The organism is Bacillus gaemokensis (assembly GCF_001590835.1).
Classification (GTDB): domain Bacteria; phylum Bacillota; class Bacilli; order Bacillales; family Bacillaceae_G; genus Bacillus_A; species Bacillus_A gaemokensis.
On record NZ_LTAQ01000067.1, the window covers coordinates 97,450 to 115,176 of the forward strand.

Sequence of the window (17,727 nt, forward strand, 5' to 3'; positions counted from 1 at the left end):
TCCTCTTCTCTTCATTTTTTTATAACTAAATGATTACCTCACAAAATATAATTCTAGTTTCTGAAATTCTGCTTTTCTATCCGCTTTAACGATACCAATTTCCTCTATTGTATTCCTTCGTATAGATTTGTACCTTACGTATGTCTTACATTCTGCTTCAAAAGGAAATGGCGTAATTCGAATCTTTTCTTTATCAATCCACTCAGCTGTTAACGGTTCATTGGTAGCCTTGTTAAAAACTTCGCTCCCTTCAAATCCCTCTTTAAACAACTCAATTTCTTCTTTTTTCTTGACACCAGGTTCGTTCATACAAGCATACAAAGATAATTCATCACAGAATTTCAAAAGCTTATAGTGTTTATCAAACATAGCACACTGTATTTTTGTTAACGTTTTCAAAATTCTTTTTTGACGATTTAATTCCTTGTTATAAAACCCTACCATTTCCTCATCTTCTTGATTAAGAGGAAATGATATAAAATGCTTACTACAAAGCAAAGCACCGTAAGGATTTACATTCTCAATTTCATCAAGGCCTAGAGTATAAAAAACAAATCGTAATGAACTCGGACAATCCATAAACGTATACGGTACATTTTTAGCATCATTCCAAATTGGCGTTTTATCTAATGCAATCCATCCTCTATCATGTTCATAAATCGCATCGATGCACTCTTTTAAATAGACGTTATCTTCAAATAAATTTGTTTTAACATACTTCGCAATTTCCCCTGCCAAAAATCCATGATCATGTTGCCGAATTAATATTAGTTCTTCACTTTTTGTGCGAATAATCATAATTATACTCCCCCTCACTTCTATTTTATATATAAATCCACCTTTTTAAAGCTGCAATAAAAATAAATTCATCTATACTTTGCAGGGATTTAGCCTCTTTCACCGAAATTAAGATAACAATGCAACGCTACCAATCTTTTACACTAATAAATATTTCTCCATTCTATCAGATTTTACTGAAAGAGTACCCCTACTTCAATTATGTGAAGGGCGAAGCCAAATGATAAGTGGTGGGGTAAATTTCGCCTTGCAAAGCAAAAGCCTTGCTTTTCATTTTATCGTTGATACAATCAGTCTGATAAGTAATGAAGGTTGGTGTATCAATGAATTTAGATAGTAATAATCATTCGGTATTCAGTTTACATTATCACTTGGTATTGGTTATCAAGTACCGTAGAAAAGTGATAACTGATGATATATCAGAGCGTGCGAAAGAGATGTTTGTCTTGCTTAGGGAAAAATATCACATTTCACTACTAGAGTGGAATCACGATATTGACCATGKTCACGTTTTGTTTAAGACACAYCCAAAAACAGAGTTATCAAAGTTTATTAATGCCTACAAAAGTGCAAGTTCTCGTATCTTGAAGAAAGAGTTTCCACAAATCCGAAAGARACTTTGGAAAGAATACTTTTGGTCAAGAAGTTTCTGCTTGCTTACAACAGGCGGAACACCGATTCATGTTGTACGTCAGTATATCGAAARTCAAGGAATGAAATGAGGTGAAAAGAATGTTAATCAACAAAGCATATAAGTTTCGTTTATATCCAAACAACAAGCAGRAAGTATTAATTGCGAAAACAATCGGTTCCAGCCGTTTTGTGTTTAATCGCTTCTTGTCCTTATGGAATGAAACGTATCAAACAACASGAAAAGGCTTAACGTATASTGCTTGCTCCGCTCAACTCACACAGTTAAAGAAAGAATTAAGTTGGTTGAATGAAGTTGATTCACATTCCCTGCAATCATCCTTGAAAAATCTYGTAGATTCATTTGACCGTTTCTTCAAGAAGCAAAATGATGCYCCACGCTTYAAAAGTAAGCGAAAYAAAGTGCAGTCTTACACAACTAATATTGAAAAGAAGAATCAGTTRCCAGAKGTGAGTATTGTAGGCAATCGTATGAAGTTGCCTAAATTRGGTTGGGTGCGTTTTGCAAACAGTCGTCAAGTACAAGGGCGTATCTTGAACGCTACTGTAAGACGAAATCCTTCTGGCAAGTATTCCGTATCGATTCTTGTAGAAACAGAAGCACAACCTTTAGAAAAAACAGGTACTTCGTATCTTGAACGCTACTGTAAGACGAAATCCTTCTGGCAAGTATTCCGTATCGATTCTTGTAGAAACAGAAGCACAACCTTTAGAAAAAACAGGTACTTYCGTTGGTGTCGACGTTGGCTTGAAAGACTTTGCTATTTTGAGTACAGGAGAAATATTCTCTAATCCAAAATGGTTTCGCAAACTCGAAGAAAAATTAGCAAAAGCACAACGTATTCTTTTCAAACGTACAAAAGGTGGTTCAAATTGGAATAAGCAACGTATCAAGGTTGCACRTATTCACGAAAGAATCACCAATGCACGAACAGATTACTTACAGAAAATCTCTACTCACATCATCAAAAACCACGATKTTGTAGGAGTGGAAGATTTGCAAGTATCTAACATGGTCAAGAAGCACAAACTTGCGAAAGCCATTAATGAGGTATCATGGTCTAAATTTCGCGACATGCTTGCGTACAAAGCGAAATGGTACGACAAACAAGTGGTGGTTGTATCCAAGACATTTGCTTCTTCTCAACTCTGTTCTTGTTGCGGATACCAAAACAAAGACGTTAAGAATCTTAAGTTGCGTGAATGGGACTGCCCTTCCTGTGGTGTTCATCACGACAGAGATATTAATGCAGGACAAAACTTAAAAAATGAAGCCATAAGACTTCTATCTTAAGTTGCGTGAATGGGACTGCCCTTCCTGTGGTGTTCATCACGACAGAGATATTAATGCAGGACAAAACTTAAAAAATGAAGCCATAAGACTTCTAACCGTAGGGACTACGGGGTTAGCCTAATGAATTAGAAACCGATAGGTTTCCGTACTTAGGAATCCCCTTCTTCAATCAGACCGTATGGCTGATAAGGAGGGGTAGTTGGACTACGGGGTTAGCCTAATGAATTAGAAACCGATAGGTTTCCGTACTTAGGAATCCCCTTCTTCAATCAGACCGTATGGCTGATAAGGAGGGGTAGTTCAATATTCGTTACACTAACAAACCTAGACAAAAAATTTACTATGGGGTGAAAAAATGAACAAAACCGAATTAATTAAAACTGTAGCCCAAACAGCTGATATCTCACAAAAGGAAGCTTCAGCAGCTGTTCAATCTGTATTTGACGCAATTTCCAATTCTTTACAAAATGGCGACAAAGTACAACTTATTGGCTTTGGAACATTCGAGGTACGTGAAAGAGCTGCACGTACAGGAAGAAACCCACAAACAGGTGAAGAAATTCAAATTGCAGCTGGAAAAGTTCCAGCCTTTAAAGCAGGAAAAGAATTAAAAGAAGCTGTAAAATAATAATAAACCAGCCTTGAATTAGGCTGGTTTATTATTATTTTAATGGAATTTATTTCATTACCTCATATATATTATCTGCATGATATACTTCACAAACATAAAATAAGCATCTACAGTTACTTACAATTTGATATTTTCTCGTTGGATATACACTAGATTGTAATAAGCATCCATCAAACAATTCAATAATATTTCCAGAAGGCTGATATCCTTGATATAACATATTCTTTCTTACTTCCATGTGCTCTACTAGTTTTTCAATAGGGACGTTTCCGTCTTCTAATTCTTTCGTAATTTCATTTGATAAAAGTGAGGTATCAGCAAAAATTAAATTCTCAGATAACACCTTTCCTTTATAACTAACGGAAGAAACTCGGTACAGGAATGCTCCCTTTTTATCAAAGAAGGTTTTTGCTTCTTTTGGAATATATTTTCTATCTATCATTTCTTGTTCAACAACATTGAATTGCACTGTATCTTTCACAATATTTTCTAACGATGTAATTGAGGATGTTTCTGTAGAAAACAATAAATCTTTAACCACTTTAACTGCTGTAGCATCAGCCAATTCTCTTCTTCTATTTTCCATTACTAACATGACTAACACCTCTTCTATATTTATATAATCTAGCAGCCACTCAAGCGAACATATTCCTAAACTTATTTCATACGAAAAATATCAGTAGGTAACTATTCTATTATCGATACACACCTTCGTCAATTGAAGAATTACTATCCATTAATGAAGGAGAAGTCTACTACTTTGCAAAAGCGTTCCTGCATCAAACTGCTTCATTTCTGTTACATCTTTGTTTAATAAAGCTACTGAAGCAATATACCCCAACCCAGGTTGCAAATTCATCATGGTTGTAGTTTCAACAAGCTTTGGCTTATCCTTAAAAACAAATAGTTCCGGTAACTGCTCTGGAGTCGATACAGTAAGATTAGATGGTGAAATCATTAGCCCTTCTCCAGTCGCCTTAAGTATAGCCTCCTTCCGAGTCCAATACGTTAAGAATCCTTCAACCTGCCTTTCAACAGGCATCTGCATGAGCTGAGCAATTTCTATATCTGTTAATACCCCTGTTGCCATTTTAAGCACATCAATATTAGAATTTATTTGTTCCACATCTATACCGACCAGTGTGGATGTTGTAAATGCGACAGCCACTCGCTTTCCTGAGTGTGAGACAGATAACTGCGGCATACCTACAGGTAATTGCGGGCGTCCATGGGCTAATTTACACACTGAACAAGTTCGATCGATTGGTACTTGAAGCGGTGACATTGAAAGCAGTTTTCCCAGTACCAATCGACTAATTGCACATCCAATAATAAATCTTACTCGATCCTCGGAATGATGAAATAAATTTGCTTTTTCACGTTCCGTTTCATTTAGTAAACGATAATGCCAAGATTGTAAGTCTGAAATTCGTGCCCACCATACTTGACATTGATGACCGCTTAGCTCTGGTACTGAATCTACAATCTCCCAGCCTTTCATAAAACTTCTCCCCTTTTATAACCCATATCTCATACAAAGAAAGGTATGGAATCTATCCCAATTATTTTTTAAAAAACCTACTAGCATGTAAGAATAGTATTCTATTTTTTACGCTTACTATATTTGGAAAAGCCTACCCAGATTTCCTATTACATCTGGGCGGACTCTTCATTCTGTTATTCACCTGCAACTGCTTTTGACGGATCTTGATTTAATTGATCTGAATGTTTCTTTTTTGTAACAGATATCGCATCCTCATCACGAATACGTAATGCAAATAATAATGCTACGAATAGAAATACAGCTGCACCAATTAAAGCAATTTGATAGGCTACAATACTAGCGTTCTCACTTCCCGCTTCACCTACAGTATTATTTCCAAAAGCAGCTAGAAGACTTGCAAGAATCGCAACACCGATGGCAGAACCTAATCGATTTTGCACATTAAAAATGGTTGTCGCTCTCCCCATTGAAGATGGATGAATATTACTGAAAGCTGAAAATTGTACAGCGCCTACAGAATGACCTAAGAAAAATCCTATGCCGAACAATAGCATGCGAATCATCCAAGGGTTTGTCTCCTGATTCACGAAGCTTAACAAAACAAATATGATTGCTGAGCATAGTAAGCCGATAGAAATTAGCTTACGTGGTCCAAGCCTTTTATACGACCAAGGCACAATTTGTGAAGAAATCATTAGTCCAATCGCTTCTGGAAATGTAGTAAGACCTGTTTCTAGTGCTGACGCATGTAATACATTTTGATACATAAGCGGGAATACAAATAACATTCCGAGTAACCCAGCAGCTGAAAATAGCGAAATAAGACTCATATTCCGAAATAGACGATCTTGTAGTAAACGTAAATCCAGCATCGGCTGACTCACACGAAGTTCTACAAAAATAAAGAGAATGATAAGTAAAAGCCCGCCTAATCCTGCCCCTATTATTTCTGGAGAACCCCAACCTTTCGATGGGCCTTGACTCATCGCATATATCAACATTGCAAAACCTGGTGCTGAAAGGAGAAAACCAGGTAAATCTAACCGACCAGCAGCTTTTTCAATATGCTCTGCCAAAAACAACAAGCCAAACAGTAAAGCCAATATTCCAAACGGTAGATTAATATAAAAAGCCCAGCGCCAAGACATATGCTCCACAAAGAACCCACCAATAATTGGCCCTATTGCTGGTGCAACAGCAATAGGCAGGACAATGAATCGCGAAATTTTCGGCCTTTCTTGCGGCGAAAACGTTCGAAACAACATTGCCATTCCTACTGGAGTCAATAGTCCCCCGCCAGCCCCTTGTATAACGCGAAATATATTTAATGCAGTTATATTATCAGCAATTCCGCATAACGCAGAAGCAGCTGTAAATACAGAAAGAGCAAGTAAGAAAACTCGCTTCGTACCAAACCGATCTCCAAGCCACCCAGAAATAGGTAAAAACACAGCGAGACTAACTAAGTAACCAACATTGACTGTCCCCATTGCTGAAGGTGGAACCTGCAGTTCATGACTAATCGTTTGCAAGGCTACATTTACAATTGTCGCATCCATAGCAGCCATAAACATAGCGGTTACATATACAATACTAACAACAATTTTTGGATTCAGCTTCAAATTCATTGCTACTCCCCTGCTGGAACGCATGCAAGCGAGCGAAGACGATTTGGCTGCATATCACTCCAATGTAATTCGATATACGCAAGACAAGCTTGTCTACTATCTTGTTCATGAACAACATCCCAGCCGGCTGGTACATCGAGAAAGGCTGGCCAGATAGAGTGCTGGCCTTCCTCATTTACTAACACTTTATACATAAAATTATCGTTTTCAAATGGATTCGTCATACTTTACTTACCCCTCTCATCCCGTGCAGTCTATTCGCTAACACTTGTCCAATTTCTGTAAGTGGTCCTGGCTGACATAAATCTTTATGTCGACAATCAATCTCATACTGTTCAAGCTCTCCATCTATATAGCTATGCCATGTGTCCGGAGAAATTGGGTCAAACCATTCTGGTATGATTGTTGATCTAAAGAATACAATGTTTCCACGGAATAACTTTGGAACGTACTTCCCTAAAAGACCAACGGAATTTACGTATGTTTCTTTTAAGTTCAAGATTGTCTCCTCTTCAAGGCTCGCTAATGCACTTCCATCCCTGCGAAGTATATCAATAGCGTTTGCCATATCAAGCGGTTTACCATCCATGTTATCTGGGTCATAGCCACCTAATGCAAGTAGTGCAATAAGCGCTTCTTCCTCACTAGGCGCTTCTGTATTTGGTAAAAAGTGACCAGGATAAGAGTCTAGCATAACAAGTAATTCAACTTCTTCTCCTTGATTTTGCAGCTGAGTTGCCATTGCATGAACAACATTCCCTCCAAGAGACCAACCTAATAATCGATAAGGCCCATGCGGCTGAATCTCACGAACGTGCTTCAGATAATCAGTCGCCATCTCTTCTAATGATTTTGGAAGCTCTTCATTTTTCGCAATACCACGTGCTTGCACGCCATAAATTGGATAATCGGTTCCTAAAGATTTCATTAATCCTGCATAGCACCAGCTCAGTCCACCTGCTGGATGTACACAAAACATAGGTAGTTCTTCACCACTCGTTCTTAATGGCAAGATTACATCCAGTGCACTTTGGCTCGTCCCCATCTCAAGTCTTTCGGCAAGCCCAGCAACTGTCGGTGCCGCAAATAAACTACCAATACTTAGTTCTACCCCTAGCGCTTCCTTGATCCGGCTCATTAACTGCACAGCAAGTAATGAATGACCGCCAAGATCAAAGAAACCATCATCAATACCAATTCGAGGTAAATTCAAAACTTCTGTAAATAAATCACATAAAATTTCCTCTTTTGGTGTTCTTGGTCCTCGGCTTATCGTAGATACTGTAAATTCAGGTGCTGGTAATGCTTTACGATCTAACTTACCATTTGGAGTTAGAGGTAGTTCGCCTATCATAACAAAAGCATATGGTACCATATAATCAGGTAAGCTAAGCCCTACATACTGGCGCATTTCGGCTGTATCAACGCCCCGATTTTCTGATGAAACAATATAGGCAACTAATCGCTTATCACCAGGTTGATCTTCACGTACAATGACAGCTACTTGTTCAACATGAGGATGCTGCATAATAACCGCTTCAATTTCACCTAGTTCAATTCGGAAACCTCGAATCTTAATTTGATGATCTGCACGTCCTATATAATCTAATGTGCCATCTTGACGCCAACGTGCCAAATCTCCTGTACGATACATTCGCGTACCAGGTTTACCATATGGATCTGCTATAAAACGTTCTGCCGTTAACCCTGCACGTCCTAAATAACCACGTGCAAGACCTGCTCCTGCAACATACATTTCGCCTACCACTCCCGGTGGTACAGGCTGTAAATAGTTATCTAATACGTATACTTTAAGATCTGGTATACTGCATCCAATTAAACTGTTTGCTCGCAAGGATACAATATTTTGATCCAGTTCAATATAACTCACATGTACGGTTGTTTCTGTAATACCGTACATATTAATAAGTTTCGGTGAATTTTCTGGATGACGACTATACCAATCTTCTAGACGACTTAATTCAAGTGCTTCACCACCAAAAACAACATAACGTAAGGAAAGCTTCTGCCCCACTTCAACATTTTCACGATCCGCTTGCATAAGTTGATAAAATGCTGACGGTGTCTGGTTTAAAACTGTTACCTTTTCCTGAACAAGCAGATTTAAAAATTCTCTAGGTGAGCGACTCACAGTGTGCGGTACGACAACAAGACGTCCTCCATACAATAGTGGTCCCCAAATTTCCCAAACTGAGAAATCAAAAGCATAAGAATGGAACATTGTCCAAACATCTTCCGAATCAAATTGGAACCAATGATCAGTTGCCCCAAGCAACCTTATAACATTTTGATGTGGAATCATTACACCTTTTGGTCTACCTGTTGAACCTGATGTATAAATCACATAAGCAATGTGTAAAGGTGACAGAGATTGCATTCGTTCCGTATCTTCTATATTCTCTTCACCATATTTGTCTAATTCTTCAATTGTCTTTAGATCATCTACTACAATCTTTAACGTCTCTTCACTTTCTATGGCTACTTGTCTGTTCATAATCATACAAACAGGCTTAGCATCACTTAACATAAATGAAATTCGGTCCGATGGATAGTCAGGATCTAACGGTAAATATCCCGCTCCCGCTTTAAGAACTGCTAATAAACTAACAACCATATCGAGGGACCTTGGCATCGCTAAAGCAACCATTTGTTCTGGCCCTACACCTTTTGCAATTAACAGACGAGCAAGTTTATTTGCTCTTTTATTTAACTCTTCATAACTCAGTGTAGCATCCTCAAATACTACAGCGATTGCATCTGGAGTCGTACGAACTTGTTTCTCAAACAATTCCGGTAAGGTCATTTCAGGCCCAATTTGAAAACCACCATTCCATTTCTCTAGCACTGTTTGGCGCTCTTCCGTCTCTAAGATTTCCAAACGTCCAATAGATTGGTCTGGATTTTCTACTGCATCTTCTAATAGTCGAATTAACCGGCTCGCAAGTTTCTGAGCTGTATCACGCTTAAATAAATCTGTACTAAATTCAAGTAAACCATGCAATCCATTTGGCTCACCTTCAGATGTACTATGTTCACTTAGCTCTATAGTCATATCAAATTTTGAAGAACCAACGCTCTTAATTTCAAGGCTCGTTTCTAAATTAGGCATATCAAGTGTAGCCTCAGGTGTGTTTTGAAAAGCTAACATAATTTGAAATAGCGGATGACTATTTCTCGAACGGACAGGATTCAATACCTCAACAAGTCGTTCAAATGGAACATCTTGATGTTCATATGCTGAAAGGTTGACCTTACGTACCCGACTTAGAAGCTCATTAAAGCTAGGATCTCCAGATGTATCTGTACGTAGAACAAGTGTATTCACAAACAATCCAACAATATCTCCAAGTGCATCATCATTACGTCCAGCTATCGGGCTACCTATTGGAATATCGGTTCCCGCCCCTAATCGTGTAAGTAAGGCAGCAAGTCCTGATTGCAGTACCATAAACAAACTAACACCATTTTTACGAGCAAGCGCTAATAACCGTTCATGTAACTCTGGGTTGACATGAAAATCTAAAGTTTCTCCACGATAGCTCGTTTCTACTGGTCGTTGGTAATCTGTGGGTAACTCAAGTTGATCTGGTAACCCCTTCAGTTCTTCTTTCCAAAAATCAATTTGTTGTGAAATGAGACTATCTTGCGTATTCTCATTTCCTAGTAGTTCTTGCTGCCAAAGAGCATAATCCGCATACTGTACCGGAAGTGACTTCCACTGAACAGATTCACCTTTACAATGTGCTTGATAAGCAGCTTCTAGATCTCGTGTCAACGGGTTTAAAGACCATCCATCCCCTACAATATGATGTAACAATACAAGCAGTACATGTTCATCCGGCTTTATTTCAAAAAGCTCCATACGAATAGCTGGCTCTTCTGCAAGTTTAAAGCTATATCTTACAGCTTCAGCAAGTAACTCAGGCAATTCAGACTCAGTTGTATGTGTAACGATTAGATTCGGATTTACCTTAGCAGTCTCTACAATCTGCTGGTATGACGTACCAAGCTTGTCTGGGAATATTGTTCGTAGCGTCTCGTGTCGATCGACAATATCGTAGATCGCAGATTGTAAAGCTCCTCTATTTAATTCTCCAGACATGCGAATAACTACTGGAATATTGTAAGTTGGACTTGGACCTTCTAAGCAGTTCAAGAACCATAAACGACGCTGCGCAAAAGAAAGCGGCACTTCTTTTGGACGTTTCACTTTCTGAATAGCTGGTCTTGCACTCTGAGCGCTATCTAATTGTTTAGCAAGCTCAGCGACCGTTGGCGATTCAAATAGTTTTCCAATTCCTAATTCGACACCTAATGTTTCACGAATACGTCCCATTAAACGAGCAGCAAGAAGAGAATGTCCACCTATTTCAAAGAAATTATCATCGATTCCGATTCGCGCCAGACTAAGTACTTCCGCAAACAGATCACATAAAATTTCTTCTTTTGGATTTCTAGCTACTCGTTCACTAACAAGCAAATTAAAATCAGGTGCTGGTAATGCTTTACGGTTAATTTTCCCGTTTGGTGTCATTGGCAATTCAGATAACATCATGATTGCCGAAGGTATCATGTAACCTGGTAGACTTTCTGCTGCATATGTTCGAACTTCTGTAGAATCAATAATCCCCTCAGCATGAGGTACAATATAAGCGACCAAACGTTTATCACCAGGTCGATCTTCACGAACAATTACAACGACTTGTTCAATACGAGGATGCTGGTGCAATACAGCCTCCACTTCAGATAGTTCGATACGAAATCCACGGATCTTAATTTGGTGATCTGCACGGCTCACATAATCTAACGAACCATCTTTGCGCCATTTAACAAGGTCACCTGTACGATACATGCGCGTACCTGGTGTTCCAAACGGATTGGCAACAAAGCGTTCCGCTGTTAATTCTGGCCTTCCTAAATATCCATTAGCAAGTCCAGTACCAGCAATATATAATTCACCAATTACTCCAGGCGGCACTGGTCGTAATCCTGCATCTAGTACATACACTTCTGTATTCCAAATTGGCTTTCCAATTGAGGGTATACCCGTCTCTTCTTCGTTTATGTGCATAGAAGTTGACCAAATTGTTGTCTCGGTTGGTCCATAAAGGTTTGTAATATGGCAATTTAATTCTTTTAACCTAGATGCTAGATTAGAAGGAAGTGCCTCACCACCCACAAGAACTTTAAGTCCTATCAACCTTTCCGGATAATCCGTTACAAGTGCATGCCAAAGTGTCGGTGTAGCTTGCATAATTGTAATATTTTCCTTTTGGATGATCTCTGTTAATGCAGATGAATCTTGAACTACTTCCTTTTGAGCAACTTGAACACTCGCTCCACTAATAAGTGGCAAATAAATCTCTAACGCAGAAATATCAAACGCAAAAGTTGTAACAGCTAACAAACGGTCATTTGCATGTAATGAGAATTGATCTTGCATTGCCAATAAAAAGTTACTTAAACTTTGCATTGGCACAACGACACCTTTTGGCTTACCTGTTGATCCCGAAGTATAGATTGTATATGCAGGATTTAAAAACGATCCCCCATCAAATGAATCTATATTGTTTTTCGGATATCCTCTTAACTCCTCTTTTGTATCCTCATTATCAAGTACAAACCTTTGTGTATGATCCGTATTCGGTAAATTAGCCGAAATAGAAGAATGTGTTAAGATACAAGCTGGCTGAGCATCGCTTAGTATATATGTAATTCGATCCTCTGGATATTCTGGGTCGATTGGTAAATACGCCGCACCCGTCTTAAGAACTGCTAACATCCCGATGACCATTTCTACAGATCTTGGAAATACTAACGCTACAAATTGTTTAGGTTGAACTCCTCGCTCTAACAATAAGTGAGCAAGTCGATTTGCCTGTTCATTTAATTCTCTATAAGTAAGTTCAATCTCATCACATACGACAGCAATAGTATCAGGAGATTTACTTACTTGATTTTCAATAAGAGCAGGTAAACTTACTAATGTATTTTCTTTCGTAGTTTGATTCCATTCGACTAGAACTTGCTTACGTTCCTCATGAAGTAAAAGTTCTATTTTTCCAATTGGTGAATTTACCTGAAGATCCGAAACATTTTCCAGAATATTCATAAATCTCTTTTTATGAGTTAGTAGCTCTTCCAATGTATATACCTCAGGATTTGCGTCAAAATTAATCCTTAAACCATTTCCACCAAACTCGTTTGACACATTTATTGAAAGATCCTCAACCGGTCCTGCAGAAAGATTATGCTTAACCCCATGATTTCCCGCAAAACTCAAAGCATAATCAAATGGCAGTACATTAACCATTGGACCAAATAATCTTTGGTTTTCTCCCAACAATTTGAGATCTCGGCGCAATTCTTCATGACGATACTTATGATGACGACGTATATCACGAACCTCATTAGAAACTTGCTTTACAACCTCAGCAAAACTCATATTAGAGCTTATAGACAATCTAAGCGGAACTACATTCATAACCATACCAGGAATATTAATTGATGCAGATCCTAAACGTCCCATCATTGGTAAACCTAGAACTACATCCTGTGCACTTGTTAGTTTGTGTATATAGATGGCAGTTGCAGCGATGATAAGCTCTGGCCAATTCGCATTACAATCTTTTGCTGCCTTCTGCAAAGATTCTGTACTTAAACGAGACAAATACGCTGTTTGGCGAAGAAATGTCTTTGACGTTCTAGGAGCACGTTCTGCTAAACTTACTACTTCCGGTTGATCTTGGAATCGTCCTAACCAAAAGCTACGGTCTTTCTCAAATTGCTCCGATGCGCGATACGCAGCATCCTCCTCTAAAATAGTATTTAGTGTTCCAAATGGTCTCTCATCATACGATTGATTATTCATTAATGCCGTATACACTTTCGCTACTCGCTCTGCAAGTAACGAAAAACCGTAGCCATCCATTACAATGTGATGGATGCGCTGATACCAAAAGAAACGATTAGACGCGACTTTAAAAAGTGCCTCTGTATACAACTTGTCTTTTTTCAGATTAACTGGCGTAGATAAATCTAATTCCATCCACGCCTCAGCTGCTTTTTGAGGATTTTCTTCTGCACGAACATCAATAATATGCATATGAAATTCAGGAGTGGCATCAATAACTTGCCATGCTCCATTCTCATCTTCTTCAAAGTGAACATGTAAAGATTCAGCTTCCATTACAACCTTACGCACAGCTAATTCAAATATTTCCGTATCAACTGCACCATGTATTTCTATGTACTCACCAGTATTATAAATTGGATTTTCTGGATCAAGTTGCTGCGCAAACCACATACCCGTTTGCGCACCTGACAATAAATGACGAACCTTTTGACAATGAGACATTCGTATTTACCCCTTTATCTATCTGTATTTGACAGCACCTTTTCTGATTGGGAAGACACCAAATTAAACCAGTCATTAATTGTTGGACGCTCAGCCAAATCGGCGAATGTAACTTCTACACCTATCTGGCGCCATTTCTCTACTAAACTCATAATTCTAACTGAGTCGAGCCCTCTATTTAATAAATCTTCATCATCTCCAATATCCGTTGGTGATTCACGGAGCAATTCAGCAACTTGTTCACGTACCGACTGTAATGTGAAGCCTGTATCTTCTTCTGTTGCAGAAATTTCTTTTCCACTCTGTAAATCTGTTACTAATAAATTCGTTGTCATAGTCACTGCACATCGATCAGATGCATACTGCAAAGCTTGTTTATGATGTTCTTGTGAAAAATCAGCAACCGCATCCGCGATGAAGAATGGCTGTATCCCGTCCATAAATGCCTCACATGCTGTTAAAAGACATCCAATATGCGCATACACTCCGCAAATAATAAGCTGATCGCGCCCTTGTTCATGTAAAATCTCTAAAAGGTTTGTTTTCTTAAAAGCACTGTATCTCCATTTTGTAAGGAAAATATCATCCTCATCTGGCGTAAGTTCATCTACAATTCTTTTCTTATGAGGCCCATCAGGAATGCCTGCTCCCCAAAAATCTTGCAATAATCCTCTTTGCTCTAACGTTTGTCCACCTGGTTGCGCAGTATAGACCACAGGAACCCCAAGGTCCTTACATGTTTTTCTGATCAATTGAATATTTGAAATAAGTTCTACTCTTGGTGATTCCTCTGCATGATATGCATCAAGAAAATACTCTTGCATGTCATGAATAAGAAGCACTGCACGTTTCGGGTCTGGTTTCCACGTTACTTTATTATTTGGTAAATCTGACTCTAATGGCATTGGGTATACTGAGATAGCTGGAATAGCCATCTAATCACTTCCTTCCGAATTATTAAAAATATTTATTTAAAATCTATGAATTAATAGTAGCTTTCATTTTTTCAGCGATTGCTTTTCGTAATTCTTTCTTGCTCACTTTTCCGACACCAGTTTGTGGAAACGATTCAATGAATTCGATTCGATCTGGAATTTTATATGCCGCAATCCCCCGATTTCTCAAGAACATTTTCAGCTCTCCTACAGTTGGTGTTTGCCCACGTGCTATTACGAAAGCACATGTACGTTCACCTAGATAATCGTCTGGCATAGATACAATTGCTACATCATGTACCGCTGAATGAGCTAACAGATGATTTTCAACTTCTTCAGCTGCAACTTTCTCACCACCACGATTAATCTGATCCTTATCGCGCCCTTCAACTACTAAGTAACCTTGCTCATTTATTTTGACAAGATCACCCGTGCGATAAAAACCATCAGAAGTAAATGATTTAGCGTTATGTTCTTCAGCTTTATAATATCCACGAATTGTATATGGTCCACGAGTTAATAAACTCCCCACTTGACCTGGCTCCACGTCATTATCATCTTCATCAACTACACGAACTTCATCGAACTCCGACATTGGTCTTCCTTGCGTATGAATAATGATTTCCTCTGAATCATCGAGTCTCGTATAATTCACTAATCCTTCAGCCATACCAAAAACTTGTTGCAGTGTACAATCGAATGTCGGGCGTATACGTTTAGCAACTTCAGCACTAAATTTCGCGCCCCCCACTTGTATAACTTCAAGGCTTGATAAATCATTATGGCGTGATGCTTTCGCATCAAGCCATACCATCGCAAGTGGTGGTACAAGCGCTGTAATTGTGACACGCTCCTTCTCAATAAGAGAAAATGCTTCATCAGGGCTTCCTCCAGAAGCTAGAACAACTCTTCCTCCGGCATATAACGTTCCGAGAATCCCTGGTGAACTAAGTGGATAGTTATGTGCAACAGGAAGTACAGCAAGATACACACTATCTTGATCCAATTCACAAATTTTAGCACTTACTCGTAAGCTATAAATATAGTCATCATGCGTTCTGGGAATTAATTTAGATAATCCCGTTGTTCCGCCTGATAATTGCAAGAAAGCTACATCACTAGATTTAACTTCTGGCTGCTCAATCGGATCCATATAAAGATCATGTATACCGACAAATTCCTCTTCCTCTCCTACAACAATGACATGTTGCAATGTCGGAACTTTCTCCTTCACTTCTCTAGCAAGTTTGCGGTAATCAAATCCAAGCTGTTTATCCGAGATAATATAAGCAGTTGCTTCAGCAAATTCACAGAAATAACTTATCTCACTGCTTCGATGTGACGGCAGCGCAAAGACTGGAAGTGCCCCAATTCGAAAGAGTGCAAAACATACTTCAAAAAATTCCGTAATATTAGGCAACTGAAGGACAATTCGGTCTTCTTGTTTTATCCCTAATTTGCGGAGCCCTGCAGCTAAACGGTCTACTCTTGTATCAAGTTCAGCATAGCTTACATGCTTTTCTCCGCTTGTAACAGCAATTCGATCACCATACTTTTCAGCACGTTCTCTTAACATTGCTCCAAACGTTTCTCCGCGCCAACAATCTTTCTCTCTATAGCGATTTGCAAACTCTTTTGGCCACTCACGGCATCCTGTTAACATCATTTGTCCCTCCAACTTTTATTTCAGCGATTCATCATTCAATCCCATAGCTCGAAGCATCGTACGAAACTTAGCCGATGTTTCAGCTAACTCATCTTCAGGTTTTGACTCCGCAACAATACCAGCTCCTGCAAATAAACGAAGTGAATTCTCTTCAACTTCTGCGCAGCGAATCGTAACAATCCATTCACCGTCACCGTTTAGATCACTCCAGCCAAGCATACCAGTGAAAAATTCTCGATCAAATGGTTCAATTTCTTTAATAGCTTCCCGGGCTTTTTCTGTTGGCGTCCCGCACACAGCTGGTGTTGGATGAAGCGCAAGCGCTAGTTCTACTGAAGAAACGGATGCATCTAGCAGTTCTCCTTTTACTTCTGTAGATAGGTGCCACATCGCTTCACTATTTATTAATGATGGTTTTTCCGGAACATGTAACGTACGACAGTATGGACGAAGTGCTGTAGCTACCGCTTCAACCACAACAGCATGTTCATGTAAATCTTTAGCAGAAGAAAGTAACTCCTCTGCTCTCCTCTTATCTTCTACAGGGTCTTCACTTCGAGGTCTAGATCCTGCAAGCGGATTAGAAATCACCTGCATTCCACTACGAGAAACAAGTAGCTCAGGACTCGCTCCTATGAGTGTACGACTACGTTGCTTTGAAGCATCATCATTTTCTTCTTGGCTCTTTGGTAAATCTACCGCAAACGTATACCCGTGTTTATTATGCTCAGCTAAATCACGAAGCAGCTTTTGAATGTCAACCTTTTCTGGAGATTTTAAATCTAATGATCTAGATAGAACGATTTTTTTTAGGTCACCACTCTTTATTTTAGCTACTCCTTGCTCTACACCACGCATATATTCTGAAGGTGCTGGAACAGGTTTCATTTCATATGTAAGTGCAGGTGATTGTTGGACTCGATCTGTAGAATCCAATTGCAGACGATCAGCAAATCTGCTCTCCTGGGGTACAACGAGCTGGACAGCTTTTGTTCGATCAAAAGGCAGTGCTCCTACAACAATCGGATTCGGGCGGCCAGCTTGCTTCGCGTTATTTAGTACAGCATGAACCAGCTCAGGAAAATTTTCTGCCTGACTATGTTGCACCGTAGCAAATGTTCCTTCAGCAAGTATTGTACGGTATGGTGAAGCAAAGAAGAATGAAGATCCAGCTTTATAGTCATCTAGTAATTTTGTTGCTAACTCCTTTAAAGCAGTTGTATGATTCATCATTTTAAAGCC

12 protein-coding genes and 1 pseudogene are annotated in these 17,727 nt (G+C 39.0%); 4 read left to right on the forward strand and 9 right to left on the reverse strand.

The window, feature by feature from the left end; translation table 11 throughout:
- Positions 1-33 precede the first annotated feature (33 nt).
- Complete coding sequence (locus AZF08_RS25465) at positions 34-798, reverse strand: DUF3891 family protein (RefSeq protein ID WP_033675447.1); 765 nt, start codon at positions 796-798, stop codon at positions 34-36.
- A 323-nt stretch (positions 799-1,121) separates the two neighbouring features.
- On the opposite strand from AZF08_RS25465, the gene tnpA reads away from it, so the two are divergent.
- The 4 genes and pseudogenes from tnpA to AZF08_RS25480 all read left to right on the forward strand — a co-directional run bounded on the left by tnpA (position 1,122) and on the right by AZF08_RS25480 (position 3,371).
- Complete coding sequence (gene tnpA, locus AZF08_RS25470; protein WP_063177404.1) at positions 1,122-1,520, forward strand: IS200/IS605 family transposase; 399 nt, start codon at positions 1,122-1,124, stop codon at positions 1,518-1,520.
- 10 nt (positions 1,521-1,530) lie between these two features.
- Positions 1,531-2,743 (forward strand): annotated as a pseudogene (locus tag AZF08_RS25475) (RNA-guided endonuclease TnpB family protein).
- Position 2,744: 1 nt separating this feature from the next.
- Entirely contained in the window at positions 2,745-2,864 is a 120-nt protein-coding gene (locus tag AZF08_RS32300) for a zinc ribbon domain-containing protein (protein WP_082793739.1), read from the forward strand.
- Between the two features lie 234 nt (positions 2,865-3,098).
- Entirely contained in the window at positions 3,099-3,371 is a 273-nt protein-coding gene (locus tag AZF08_RS25480) for an HU family DNA-binding protein (protein ID WP_033674836.1), read from the forward strand.
- Between the two features lie 49 nt (positions 3,372-3,420).
- Here the strand turns inward: AZF08_RS25480 and AZF08_RS25485 are convergent, their stop codons facing one another.
- The 8 genes from AZF08_RS25485 to dhbC form a co-directional block, all read right to left on the reverse strand.
- Positions 3,421-3,969 (reverse strand): hypothetical protein, encoded by a 549-nt coding sequence (locus AZF08_RS25485; protein WP_033674837.1) that lies wholly within the window; start codon positions 3,967-3,969, stop codon positions 3,421-3,423.
- A 141-nt stretch (positions 3,970-4,110) separates the two neighbouring features.
- Positions 4,111-4,875: a 4'-phosphopantetheinyl transferase family protein gene (locus AZF08_RS25490; protein WP_033674838.1), complete on the reverse strand. Its 765-nt coding sequence runs from the start codon at positions 4,873-4,875 to the stop codon at positions 4,111-4,113.
- Positions 4,876-5,051: 176 nt separating this feature from the next.
- Positions 5,052-6,506, reverse strand: a complete 1,455-nt coding sequence (locus AZF08_RS25495) for an MDR family MFS transporter (RefSeq protein ID WP_033674839.1) — start codon at positions 6,504-6,506, stop codon at positions 5,052-5,054.
- 2 nt (positions 6,507-6,508) lie between these two features.
- Positions 6,509-6,730 (reverse strand): MbtH family protein, encoded by a 222-nt coding sequence (locus AZF08_RS25500; RefSeq protein WP_033674840.1) that lies wholly within the window; start codon positions 6,728-6,730, stop codon positions 6,509-6,511.
- Positions 6,727-13,884 carry an amino acid adenylation domain-containing protein gene (locus AZF08_RS25505; protein WP_033674841.1) on the reverse strand — a complete coding sequence of 2,386 codons (7,158 nt, stop codon included), beginning with the start codon at positions 13,882-13,884 and terminating at the stop codon, positions 6,727-6,729. Before AZF08_RS25505 ends, AZF08_RS25500 begins: the two co-directional genes overlap by 4 nt.
- A 14-nt stretch (positions 13,885-13,898) precedes the next feature.
- Positions 13,899-14,819 carry an isochorismatase gene (locus AZF08_RS25510; protein WP_033674842.1) on the reverse strand — a complete coding sequence of 307 codons (921 nt, stop codon included), beginning with the start codon at positions 14,817-14,819 and terminating at the stop codon, positions 13,899-13,901.
- 43 nt (positions 14,820-14,862) lie between these two features.
- Positions 14,863-16,482 carry a (2,3-dihydroxybenzoyl)adenylate synthase gene (locus AZF08_RS25515; protein ID WP_033674843.1) on the reverse strand — a complete coding sequence of 540 codons (1,620 nt, stop codon included), beginning with the start codon at positions 16,480-16,482 and terminating at the stop codon, positions 14,863-14,865.
- An 18-nt stretch (positions 16,483-16,500) separates the two neighbouring features.
- The gene (dhbC, locus tag AZF08_RS25520) at positions 16,501-17,715 is read right to left on the reverse strand and encodes an isochorismate synthase DhbC (RefSeq protein ID WP_033674933.1); all 1,215 of its coding nucleotides are present in this window, start codon (positions 17,713-17,715) and stop codon (positions 16,501-16,503) included.
- Between the last annotated feature and the right edge of the window lie 12 nt (positions 17,716-17,727).